The organism is Serratia marcescens subsp. marcescens ATCC 13880 (assembly GCF_017299535.1).
GTDB classification, from domain to species: domain Bacteria; phylum Pseudomonadota; class Gammaproteobacteria; order Enterobacterales; family Enterobacteriaceae; genus Serratia; species Serratia marcescens.
In genome coordinates this window covers 4,022,835-4,035,090 of the sequence record NZ_CP071238.1, presented here as the reverse complement: position 1 = coordinate 4,035,090, position 12,256 = coordinate 4,022,835, and the positions used below count along the sequence as shown (strand labels likewise).

The 12,256-nt window shown below is 59.2% G+C and carries 10 protein-coding genes; 9 read left to right on the top strand and 1 reads right to left on the bottom strand.

Annotated features, from left to right (window positions below):
• The first annotated feature begins 117 nt into the window (after positions 1-117).
• The 9 genes from skp (at position 118) to J0F90_RS19295 (ending at position 11,583) form a co-directional block, all read left to right on the top strand.
• Positions 118-615, top strand: coding sequence for a molecular chaperone Skp (skp, locus tag J0F90_RS19335; protein ID WP_004931958.1), 498 nt, complete (start codon positions 118-120; stop codon positions 613-615).
• A 3-nt stretch (positions 616-618) separates the two neighbouring features.
• Complete coding sequence (gene lpxD, locus J0F90_RS19330) at positions 619-1,641, top strand: UDP-3-O-(3-hydroxymyristoyl)glucosamine N-acyltransferase (RefSeq protein ID WP_004931959.1); 1,023 nt, start codon at positions 619-621, stop codon at positions 1,639-1,641.
• 160 nt (positions 1,642-1,801) lie between these two features.
• A complete protein-coding gene (gene fabZ, locus J0F90_RS19325) occupies positions 1,802-2,257 on the top strand; it encodes a 3-hydroxyacyl-ACP dehydratase FabZ (RefSeq protein WP_004931962.1) in 456 nt (151 codons plus the stop codon).
• Positions 2,258-2,260: 3 nt separating this feature from the next.
• Positions 2,261-3,049, top strand: a complete 789-nt coding sequence (gene lpxA, locus J0F90_RS19320) for an acyl-ACP--UDP-N-acetylglucosamine O-acyltransferase (RefSeq protein WP_033639523.1) — start codon at positions 2,261-2,263, stop codon at positions 3,047-3,049.
• Positions 3,050-3,052: 3 nt separating this feature from the next.
• Positions 3,053-4,201 carry a lipid-A-disaccharide synthase gene (gene lpxB / locus J0F90_RS19315; protein ID WP_028128317.1) on the top strand — a complete coding sequence of 383 codons (1,149 nt, stop codon included), beginning with the start codon at positions 3,053-3,055 and terminating at the stop codon, positions 4,199-4,201.
• Entirely contained in the window at positions 4,198-4,791 is a 594-nt protein-coding gene (gene rnhB, locus J0F90_RS19310) for a ribonuclease HII (protein WP_016929880.1), read from the top strand. The genes lpxB and rnhB overlap by 4 nt, the downstream gene beginning before the upstream one ends.
• Before the next feature lie 78 nt (positions 4,792-4,869).
• A complete protein-coding gene (gene dnaE, locus J0F90_RS19305) occupies positions 4,870-8,358 on the top strand; it encodes a DNA polymerase III subunit alpha (RefSeq protein ID WP_016929879.1) in 3,489 nt (1,162 codons plus the stop codon).
• Positions 8,359-8,370: 12 nt separating this feature from the next.
• Positions 8,371-9,330, top strand: coding sequence for an acetyl-CoA carboxylase carboxyl transferase subunit alpha (gene accA / locus J0F90_RS19300; RefSeq protein WP_004931972.1), 960 nt, complete (start codon positions 8,371-8,373; stop codon positions 9,328-9,330).
• A gap of 111 nt (positions 9,331-9,441) precedes the next feature.
• Positions 9,442-11,583 (top strand): lysine decarboxylase LdcC, encoded by a 2,142-nt coding sequence (locus J0F90_RS19295; RefSeq protein WP_033639524.1) that lies wholly within the window; start codon positions 9,442-9,444, stop codon positions 11,581-11,583.
• 4 nt (positions 11,584-11,587) lie between these two features.
• Here J0F90_RS19295 and J0F90_RS19290 read toward each other — a convergent pair whose 3' ends face one another.
• Positions 11,588-12,133, bottom strand: coding sequence for a MarR family winged helix-turn-helix transcriptional regulator (locus tag J0F90_RS19290; RefSeq protein ID WP_033639525.1), 546 nt, complete (start codon positions 12,131-12,133; stop codon positions 11,588-11,590).
• Positions 12,134-12,256 lie beyond the last annotated feature (123 nt).

Here is a 12,256-nt window from a genome sequence, read left to right as displayed (position 1 = left end):
AATGGCCAGGCGCCCGCCGGCAGAGGGAGATGATTCTCATTGTTTGGTGGGACAAGTCTGGCAAATTGTGTACTTCAGTGTCATATGACACAAATGGGTGATGGTAAGGAGTTTATAGTGAAAAAGTGGTTGTGTGCCGCAGGCCTCGGTTTAGCAATGGCTGCTTCAGCTGGCGTTCAGGCAGCAGATAAGATCGCTGTCGTTAACGTCTCCAGCATTTTCCAACAGCTGCCGGCCCGCGAAGCGGTCGCTAAACAGCTGGAAAACGAGTTTAAAGGCCGTGCAAGCGAACTCCAGAACATGGAACGTAGCCTGCAGACCAAAATGCAACGTCTGCAGCGTGACGGCGCTACCATGAAAGCCAGCGACCGCAGCAAGTTGGAAAAAGACGTGATGGCGCAACGCGAGCAGTTCTCTCAGAAAGCCCAGGCTTTCGAGCAGGACAACCGCCGTCGCCAGATGGAAGAACGTAACAAGATCCTGAGCCGCATTCAGGACGCGGTGAAATCTGTCGCCAGCAAAGGCGGTTATGACGTGGTGATCGACGCCAACGCCGTTGCCTATGCAGACTCTTCCAAAGATATCACTGCTGACGTGCTGAAACAGGTTAAATAACACATGCTTTCAATTCGACTGGCTGATTTAGCGCAGCAGTTGGATGCACAATTGCACGGTGATGGCGATCTCGTCATCACCGGCATTGCTTCTATGCATTCGGCACAGCCTGGCCAAATCACGTTTTTGTCAAACAGCCGCTATCAAGAGCAGCTGTCTTCCTGCCAGGCAAGCGCCGTGGTGCTTACCGAAGCGGATTTACCACACTGCCGTGCTGCGGCGCTGGTGGTTAAAAACCCTTATCTGACCTACGCGCGCATGGCGCAACTGATGGACACTACGCCGGCGCCGGCGCAGGATATCGCGCCAAGCGCGGTGATCTCGCCTGAAGCGCAGCTGGGGCAGAACGTCGCCATTGGGGCGAACGCGGTGATCGAGTCAGGTGCGGTGCTTGGCGATAACGTGGTTATCGGCCCGGGCTGCTTCATCGGCAAACACGCACGCATCGGCGCGGGTACGCGTCTGTGGGCGAACGTAACGATTTATCATGCGGTCGAAATCGGCCAGCGCTGCCTGATTCAGTCGGGCACCGTGATCGGCGCGGACGGTTTCGGCTATGCGAATGAGCGCGGCGAGTGGATCAAGATCCCTCAGTTGGGCACGGTGATTATCGGCGATCGCGTCGAAATCGGCGCTTGCACCACCATTGACCGCGGCGCTTTGGATAACACCCAAATCGGGAATGGTGTTATCATCGACAACCAATGCCAGATTGCACATAACGTCGTGATTGGCGACAATACCGCCGTCGCCGGCGGTGTGATCATGGCCGGCAGCCTGAAAATCGGCCGCTACTGCCAGATCGGCGGCGCCAGCGTGATCAACGGTCACATGGAGATTGCCGACAAGGTTGTTGTTACCGGAATGGGAATGGTTATGCGACCAATCACCGAACCTGGGGTATACTCTTCGGGCATTCCGTTGCAGCCTAACAAGGTTTGGCGTAAAACCGCTGCGTTGGTGATGAATATCGATGAGATCAGCAAACGCTTGAAAGCTGTCGAACGTAAAGTCGGAAAAGACTAATCATTGCCGCCCGCCCTGGCGGGTACAAAACGAAACGCGTTGGTCGTGAGACCAAAAGCGCAAAGAGATGTTAATTTGCGGCCTGCATGATGATCTCCTTTTGGGGTCAGCGCAGGCCGTGTTGTTGATGCCATCAGTTTTTAGAGACAGGAAGAGTATTTTGACTACTGACACTCATACTCTGGATATTGCAGAAATTTTGGATCTGCTTCCTCACCGTTACCCGTTCTTGCTGGTCGACCGCGTCCTCGAGTTTGAAGAGCACAAATATCTGCGTGCGGTGAAGAACGTATCGGTGAATGAACCGTTTTTCCAGGGCCATTTCCCTGGCAAACCGATTTTCCCAGGCGTATTGATCCTGGAAGCCATGGCGCAGGCCACCGGTATCCTGGCGTTTAAAAGCGTCGGCAAACTGGAGCCGGGCGAGCTGTATTACTTCGCCGGTATCGACGAAGCACGCTTCAAGCGCCCTGTGGTGCCAGGCGATCAGATGGTCATGGAAGTCACCTTCGAGAAAACTCGCCGCGGTCTGACTCGCTTCAAAGGCGTGGCGACCGTTGACGGTAAAATTGTCTGCGAAGCAACCATGATGTGTGCCCGCAGCCGGGAGGCTTAATCCGTGATTGACCAAACCGCCTTTATCCATCCTAGCGCGATAGTCGAAGAAGGCGCCGTGATCGGCGCCAACGTGCATATCGGCCCTTTCTGCTACGTCGGCTCCCAGGTGGAAATCGGCGCCGGCACGGTGCTGAAATCCCACGTGGTGGTGAACGGCATTACCAAGATTGGCTGCGATAATCAGATTTATCAATTCGCCTCTATCGGCGAAGTGAATCAGGATCTGAAATACGCGGGCGAACCGACGCGCGTTGAAGTGGGCGATCGCAACCGCATCCGCGAAAGCGTGACCATTCATCGCGGCACCGCGCAGGGCACCGGCCTGACCAAAGTGGGCAACGACAACCTGCTGATGGTCAACGTGCACATCGCCCACGATTGCGTGGTCGGCAATGCTTGCGTGCTGGCCAACAACGCCACGCTGGCGGGGCATGTGGAAATCGGCGATCACGCCATCATCGGCGGCATGACGGCGATCCACCAGTTCTGCATTATCGGCGCGCATGTGATGGTAGGCGGTTGTTCCGGTGTCGCTCAGGACGTGCCTCCTTTCGTCATCGCTCAGGGCAACCACGCTACGCCGTTCGGCGTCAACGCGGTCGGCCTGAAGCGCCGCGGTTTTGACAAGGATGAAATGCAGGCAATCCGCAACGCCTACAAAATCCTGTATCGCAGCGAGAAAACGCTGGATGAAGCGAAAGCGGAAATCGAAGCCCTGGCCAAAGAACAGCCGGTGGTGCAGCAATACCTCGATTTCTTCACCCGTTCCACCCGTGGCATCATTCGCTGAGTTATGTCGAATCGTCCATTGACTATCGGACTGGTCGCCGGAGAAACCTCCGGTGACATTCTCGGCGCCGGCTTGATCCGTGCGCTCAAGGCGCAGATCCCCGACGCGCGTTTTGTTGGCGTCGCCGGCCCGCTGATGCAGGCCGAAGGCTGCGAAGCCTGGTACGAAATGGAAGAGCTGGCGGTCATGGGCGTGGTGGAAGTGCTTGAGCGCTTGCCACGCCTGTTGAAGATCCGCAAGGATCTCACCCGCCGCTTCGGTGAGCTGCGGCCGGACGTGTTTGTCGGCATCGACGCGCCGGACTTCAACATCACGCTGGAAGGCCGCCTCAAACAGCGCGGCATTCGCACCATCCACTACGTCAGCCCTTCCGTATGGGCCTGGCGGCAAAAGCGCGTTTTCAAAATAGGCAAAGCCACCGATCTGGTGCTGGCCTTTCTCCCTTTCGAAAAAGCGTTTTACGATCGTTTCAACGTGCCTTGCCGGTTTATTGGCCACACCATGGCGGACGCCATGCCGTTGCAGCCCGACCGGCTGGCGGCGCGTGCTCAGCTTGGCATCGCTCCGCAGGCGCGCTGTTTGGCCTTGCTGCCGGGCAGCCGCGGCGCCGAAGTCGAGATGCTGAGCGCCGATTTCCTCAAAACCGCGCAGCTGCTGCGCACCCGTTATCCTGAGCTGGAAGTGGTGGTGCCGCTGGTCAACGCCAAACGGCGCGAGCAGTTTGAGCGCATCAAGGCCGAGGTTGCGCCGGATTTGACCGTACACCTGCTGAATGGGCAGGGGCGCGAAGCGATGATCGCCAGCGACGCGGCGCTGCTGGCCTCCGGCACGGCGGCGCTGGAGTGCATGCTGGCCAAGTGCCCGATGGTGGTGGGCTATCGCATGAAGCCGTTCACTTTCTGGCTGGCGCAGAAGCTGGTGAAAACGCCTTACGTTTCGCTGCCGAATCTGCTGGCGGGGCGCGAGATCGTCACCGAGCTGCTGCAGCATGACTGCGTGCCGGACAAACTGGCCGCCGCCGTGATGCCGCTGCTGGAAGAGAGCCCGGAAACCGACGCGTTGAAACACACTTTCCTTACCTTGCACCAAAGCATCCGTTGCGGTGCGGACGAACAGGCCGCTCAGGCTGTGTTGGAGCTGGCGAAAGCATGATTGAACCCTTTATCTATCCCGCTGCCACGCTGATTGCCGGTGTGGACGAAGTGGGCCGCGGCCCGTTGGTCGGCGCGGTGGTCACCGCCGCCGTGATCCTCGATCCGGCGCAGCCGATCGTCGGTCTGGCGGATTCCAAGAAACTCAGTGAAAAACGCCGCCTGGCGCTCTATGACGAAATTGTCGCCAAGGCGCTCTCCTGGAGCCTGGGGCGCGCCGAACCGGCGGAAATCGACCAATTGAACATTTTGCACGCCACCATGTTGGCGATGCAGCGTGCGGTGGCCGGGTTGCATATCGCGCCGGACATGGTTTTAATCGACGGTAACCGTTGCCCGAACCTGCCGATGCGTTCGCAGGCGGTGGTGAAGGGCGACAGCCGCGTGGCGGAGATCAGCGCGGCGTCCATTCTGGCGAAGGTCACGCGCGATCGCGAAATGGCCGAGCTGGACAGCGAGTACCCGGACTACGGTTTCGCGCAGCATAAAGGCTACCCGACCGCCTTCCACCTGGAGCGGCTGGCCGCGCTGGGCGCCACCGAGCATCATCGCCGCAGCTTCGCGCCGGTGAAAAGAGCGCTGGCGCTGTAGTCTGCGGGCCTGACCGGGCTCGACGATAGCATTAACCCGGGCTCAGCCTGCTGAGCCCCTTCAATCAGGTATCTGGAGATGGCCGAACCTCGTTTTATTCACCTGCGCGTCCACAGTGACTACTCCATGATTGATGGATTGGCCAAGACGGCGCCGCTGGTGAAAAGAGCCGCCGCGTTAGCCATGCCTGCACTGGCAATCACCGATTTCACCAACCTGTGCGGGCTGGTGAAATTCTATGGCAGCGCGCACGGTGCCGGGATCAAACCGATCATCGGCGCGGATTTCCATGTGCAAAGTGAAGAGCTGGGCGATGAACTGGCTCAGTTGACGGTGCTGGCCAGCAACAACGAAGGCTACCAGAACCTGACGCTGCTGATTTCCCGCGCCTATCAGCGCGGCTACGGCGCCGCCGGCCCGACTATCGATCGCGACTGGCTGATTGAACATCGCGAAGGGCTGATCCTGCTTTCCGGCGCGCGTCAGGGCGACGTCGGCAAGTTCCTGCTGCGCGGCAACCAGACGCAGGTGGATCAGTGTCTGGACTTCTATCAGCAGTATTTCCCAGACTGTTACTATCTGGAACTGATCCGCACCGGCCGCCAGGACGAAGAGAACTACCTGCATGCGGCGGTGGCGCTGGCCACCGAGCGCGGCTTGCCGGTGGTGGCCACCAACGACGTGCGCTTCCTGGTGGAAGATGACTTCGACGCTCATGAGATCCGCGTCGCCATCCACGACGGCTTTACGCTGGACGACCCCAAGCGGCCGCGCAACTACAGCCCGCAACAGTACATGCGCAGCGAAGACGAGATGTGCGAGCTGTTCGCCGACATCCCGGAAGCGCTGCTGAACAGCGTCGAAATCGCCAAGCGCTGTAACGTCACCATTCGCCTCGGCGAATACTTCCTGCCGCAGTTCCCGACCGGCGATATGAGCACCGAGGACTTCCTGGTGCTCAAATCGAAAGAGGGGCTGGAAGAGCGTCTGGAGTTCCTGTTCCCCGATCCTGACGTGCGCGCGCAGCGCCGCCCGGAATACGATGAGCGTCTGGACGTCGAGCTGAAGGTGATCAACCAGATGGGCTTCCCCGGCTACTTCCTGATCGTGATGGAGTTTATCCAGTGGTCGAAGGACAACAACGTGCCGGTGGGCCCGGGGCGCGGCTCCGGCGCCGGTTCGCTGGTGGCCTATGCGTTGAAAATCACCGATCTCGATCCGCTGGAGTTCGATCTGCTGTTCGAACGCTTCCTGAACCCGGAACGTGTCTCAATGCCCGACTTCGACGTCGACTTCTGCATGGAGAAGCGTGACCAGGTGATCGAGCACGTGGCGGAGATGTACGGCCGCGAAGCGGTATCACAGATCATCACCTTCGGCACCATGGCGGCGAAAGCGGTTATCCGCGACGTGGGCCGCGTGCTGGGGCACCCGTACGGTTTCGTCGATCGCATTTCCAAGCTGGTGCCGCCGGATCCGGGCATGACGCTGGAGAAAGCCTTCGCCGCCGAACCGCAGCTGCCGGAGATTTACGAGGCCGACGAAGAGGTCAAGGCGCTGATCGACATGGCGCGCAAGCTGGAAGGGGTGACGCGCAACGCCGGTAAACACGCCGGGGGCGTGGTGATCGCGCCGACCAAGATCACCGACTTCGCGCCGCTGTACTGCGATGCCGAAGGGAACCACCCGGTGACCCAGTTCGACAAGAACGACGTGGAATACGCCGGGCTGGTGAAGTTCGACTTCCTCGGTCTGCGCACCCTGACCATCATCGATTGGGCGCTGGAGATGATCAACGCCCGGCGCGCCAAGACCGGGCTGGAACCGATCGACATCGCCGCCATCCCGCTCGACGACAAGAAAAGCTTCGACATGCTGCAGCGCTCGGAAACCACGGCGGTGTTCCAGCTTGAATCGCGCGGCATGAAAGATTTGATCAAACGTCTGAAGCCCGACTGCTTCGAAGACATGATCGCACTGGTGGCGCTGTTCCGTCCGGGGCCGCTGCAGTCGGGCATGGTGGATAACTTCATCGACCGCAAACACGGCCGTGAAGAGATCTCCTACCCGGACATTCAGTGGCAGCACGAGTCGCTCAAGCCGGTGCTGGAGCCGACCTACGGCATCATCCTGTATCAGGAACAGGTGATGCAGATTGCCCAGGTGCTGGCCGGCTATACGCTGGGCGGCGCGGACATGCTGCGTCGTGCGATGGGTAAAAAGAACCCGGTCGAAATGGCCAAGCAGCGCGGCGGCTTTGAAGACGGCGCCAAAGCGCGCGGCATCGACGGCGAACTGTCGGTGAAAATCTTCGACCTGGTGGAAAAATTCGCCGGTTATGGCTTCAACAAATCGCACTCCGCCGCCTATGCGCTGGTGTCGTATCAGACGCTGTGGCTGAAGGCCCACTACCCGGCCGAGTTTATGGCGGCGGTGATGACCGCCGATATGGACAACACCGACAAAGTGGTGGGGCTGGTGGACGAATGCTGGCGCATGGGGCTGAAGATCCTGCCGCCGGACATCAACAGCGGCCTGTATCACTTCCACGTCAACGACGACGGCGAGATCGTTTACGGCATCGGCGCCATCAAGGGCGTAGGGGAAGGGCCAATCGAGGCCATTATCGAGGCGCGCAACAGCGGCGAACAAGGTTACTTCAAAGACCTGTTCGATCTCTGCGCGCGCTCCGACATCAAGAAACTGAACCGCCGCATTCTGGAAAAACTGATCATGTCCGGGGCGTTCGATCGCCTTGGGCCGCACCGCGCCGCGCTGATGAATTCGCTCGGCGACGCGTTGAAAGCGGCGGATCAGCATGCGAAAGCCGAAGCTATTGGCCAGGTGGATATGTTTGGCGTGCTGGCGGAAGCGCCGGAGCAGGTGGAGCAATCCTACGCCAATATCGCGCCCTGGCCGGAGCAGGTGGTGCTGGACGGTGAACGGGAGACGCTGGGGCTGTACCTGACCGGCCACCCGATCACCCAGTACCTGAAGGAGATCGAACGTTACGCCGGTGGCCAGCGTTTGAAAGACATGCACCCGACGGATCGGGGCAAAATGACTACCGCCGTCGGGTTGGTGGTCGCCGCGCGGGTGATGGTGACCAAGCGCGGCAACCGCATCGGCATCTGCACGCTGGATGACCGTTCAGGCCGTCTGGAAGTGATGTTATTCACCGAAGCGTTAGAAAAATACCAGCATTTGTTGGAAAAAGACCGTATCCTTATCGCCAGTGGACAGGTCAGCTTTGATGACTTTAGCGGCGGGCTTAAAATGATGGCCCGCGAGGTAATGGACATCAGTGAAGCCCGGGAAAAATACGCTCGCGGGCTTGCTATCTCGCTGACTGACAGGCAAATTGATGACCAGCTTTTGAACCGTCTCCGTCAGTCGTTGGAACCCCATCGATCGGGGACGATTCCAGTGCATCTCTACTATCAACGGGAAGATGCGCGAGCCAAGCTGCGTTTTGGCGCAACCTGGCGCGTGACGCCCACCGACCGCTTGTTGATCGACTTGCGGACGTTGGTAGGCAATGAGCAGGTGGACTTGGAATTTGACTAAAATAGGAATGCTATGAGTCTGAATTTTCTTGATTTTGAACAGCCGATTGCAGAGCTGGAAGCGAAAATTGACTCGCTGACTGCAGTCAGCCGTCAAGACGAAAAATTAGATATTAATCTGGACGAAGAGGTTCAGCGCCTGCGTGAAAAGAGCGTTGAGCTGACGCGCAAGATTTTTGCCGATCTTGGGGCTTGGCAAATTGCCCAATTGGCACGCCACCCGCGCCGTCCTTATACCCTGGATTATATCAAACACATCTTTACCGACTTCGAAGAGTTGGCGGGCGATCGCGCTTACGCTGACGACAAAGCGATCGTCGGCGGCATTGCGCGCCTGGATGGCCGTCCGGTGATGATCATCGGGCACCAGAAAGGCCGTGAAACCAAAGAGAAGATCCGCCGCAACTTCGGCATGCCGGCGCCGGAAGGCTACCGCAAGGCGCTGCGCCTGATGGAAATGGCCGCGCGCTTCAAGATGCCGATCATCACCTTTATCGATACCCCTGGCGCTTATCCGGGCGTGGGCGCGGAAGAACGCGGCCAGTCGGAAGCTATCGCGCGCAACCTGCGTGAGATGTCGCGTCTGAACGTGCCGGTCATCTGCACCGTCATCGGCGAAGGCGGCTCCGGCGGCGCGCTGGCGATCGGCGTGGGCGACAAGGTGAACATGCTGCAGTACAGCACTTACTCGGTGATTTCGCCGGAAGGCTGTGCTTCCATCCTGTGGAAGAGCGCCGATAAGGCGCCGCTGGCCGCAGAAGCGATGGGCATCACCGCGCCGCGTCTGAAAGAGCTGAAGCTGATCGACTCGGTGATCCCGGAGCCGCTCGGTTCCGCGCACCGCGACGTGCCGGCGATGGCCGCCGCGCTGAAAGCGCAGCTGCTCGCCGATCTGAAAGATTTGGATGGCCTGAACGACGAAGAGTTGCTCAACCGCCGTTACCAGCGTCTGATGAACTACGGCTACTGCTGAGTTCTGTTCTTCGCTGCAAGAAACCGCCTCCGGGCGGTTTTTTTTTGGCTACACACCGCCGGATTTTCGTGGTGTTATAGAGACTTGGCCGTTAACTGACAGGAGCTGCCGATGAATATCATCGCCATCATGGGCCCGACGGGCGTCTACTACAAAGATGAGCCGATTCGCGAGCTCCACGCTGCGCTGGCCGCCATGGGATTCCAGCTGGTGTACCCCAAAAACAGCGGTGACCTGCTGAAGTTGATCGAAGCCAACGCCCGCATCTGCGGGGTGATCTTCGACTGGGACGACTACAGCCTGGAGCTGTGCAGCGAGATCAACGAGCTGAACGAATACCTGCCGCTGTATGCCTTTATCAATACCCACTCCACTTTCGACGTCAGCCTGCATGAAATGCGCATGGTGCTCTATTTCTTCGAGTATGGCCTGAATGCGGCAGACGACATCGCGCAGCGCATCCAGCAGTACACCGCGGAATACATCGACACCATTACGCCGCCGCTGACCAAGGCGCTGTTCAACTACGTGCGCGAAGGGAAGTACACCTTCTGCACACCGGGCCACATGGCCGGCACCGCGTTCCAGAAAAGCCCGGTAGGCTGCCTGTTCTATGACTTCTTCGGTGCCAATACCCTGAAGGCCGACATCTCGATTTCGGTCACCGAGCTCGGGTCGCTGTTGGATCACACCGGCCCGCATCTGGAGGCCGAAGAGTACATCGCGCGCACCTTTAACGCCGAGCAGAGCTATCTGGTCACCAACGGCACCTCCACCGCCAACAAGATCGTCGGCATGTATTCGGCGCCGGCGGGCAGCACGGTGCTGATCGACCGTAACTGCCACAAATCGCTGTGCCACCTGCTGATGATGAGCGATATCACGCCGATCTATCTGCGCCCGCTGCGCAACGCCTACGGCATCCTCGGCGGGATCCCGCAGCGCGAGTTCACGCGCGAGAGCATCGCCGCCCGGGTGCAGGCGACGCCGAACGCCACCTGGCCGGTGCATGCGGTGATCACCAACTCCACCTATGACGGCCTGCTGTACAACACCGACTACATCAAGCAGACGCTGGAGGTGCCGTCGATTCACTTTGATTCCGCCTGGGTGCCTTACACCAACTTCCACCCGATTTACGACGGCAAGAGCGGCATGAGCGGCGAGCGGGTGCCCGGCAAGGTTTTCTACGAAACCCAGTCTACCCACAAGCTGCTGGCCGCCTTCTCGCAGGCCTCGATGATTCATATCAAGGGCGACTACGATGAGAGCACCTTCAACGAAGCCTACATGATGCACACCACCACTTCGCCGCACTACGGCATCGTGGCGTCGATGGAGACCGCCGCCGCCATGCTGCGCGGCAACCCGGGGCGCCGCTTGATCAACCGTTCGGTGGAGCGCGCGCTGCATTTTCGCCGTGAAGTGCAGCGGCTGCGCGAGGAGAGCGACAGCTGGTTCTTCGATATCTGGCAGCCGGAAGAGATCGATGAGGCGCAGTGCTGGCCGCTGGATCCGGACGATAACTGGCATGGTTTCGGCCAGACCGATCGCGATCATATGTATCTCGATCCGATCAAGGTGACGATCCTGACGCCGGGCATGAATGAGCTGGGGGCGCTGGAAGAAGAGGGGATCCCGGCGGCGCTGGTGGCGAAGTACCTCGACGAGCGCGGCATCGTGGTGGAGAAGACCGGGCCGTACAACCTGCTGTTCCTGTTCAGCATCGGCATCGACAAAACCAAGGCGATGAGCCTGTTGCGCGGCCTGACTGATTTCAAGCGCGCCTACGATCTCAACCTGCGGGTGAAGAACATGCTGCCGGATCTGTACGCCGAGGATCCGGATTTTTATCGCCATATGCGTATCCAGGATCTGGCCGCCGGCATTCATCGGCTGATCCGCCAACACGATCTGCCGCGCCTGATGCAGCGGGCGTTCGACGTGCTGCCGGAAATGAAGCTGACGCCGCACCAGATGTTCCAGGAACAGGTGCGCGGCAATGTGGAAACCTGCGAGCTGGATCAGCTGGTGGGCAAGGTGGCGGCCAATATGATCCTGCCTTATCCGCCGGGCGTGCCGCTGGTGATGCCGGGAGAAATGATCACCGAAGAGAGCCGGGCGGTGCTCGATTTCCTGCTGATGCTGTGCTCTATCGGTGAGCGCTATCCCGGTTTTGAAACCGACATCCACGGCGCCAAACTGACGGAGGACGGGCGCTATCTGGTGAAGGTGTTGAAAGCGCCAGCATAATCGTTTAGGCGAATTCTCGGCAGATCAGGTTCACGCTGTCGAGCGGCAGCGGTTCCTGTGTCAGGCCGCAAAACGGTTGGCCATTGCGCTGCTGGTGATAGCGGCAGCGGTGGCATTCGCCGAACAGCGCCGCATTTTCCTGCCGCTGCAGTTGGCGCAGCAGCTGGGTTAACAGCGCCTGCAACTGTTCGCCGTCCTGCTGCATGGCGTCTTGCGCCTGCTGCAGGTAGGCAGGAGGAAACAGAGTCTCCATTAAACTTCGCGATTTTTCTGTCAGCCGCAGCCGCACGCTGCGGCGATCCTTTGCGTCCGCCGTGCGGGCGACCATGCCGTTCAGCTCCAGCTTTTTCAGCGATTGGGACACCGTTCCCTTGGTCAGGCCAAGGTATTCCGCCACGGCCATCGGGGTGTTGGAGTAATGATTACAGCGTGCCAGATAGTAGAGCGCGCTCAACTGCACCGGCGGCAGACTTTCCAATTCTTCGTGGCTGCGCAGCCAGCTGCGTTGCAGGCTATTCAAGCGTTCAAGCAGATCAAACAGTTTTAGCATCGTATCCTCATCAGGTTGCGTAAATAGTATCGATTAAAAACTATATTGACAAGTCATTGGTGCTGGCATACTGTTCATATCGTTTCGATTCGAAACAATATGGGTAAGTCAACGTGCCCGAAA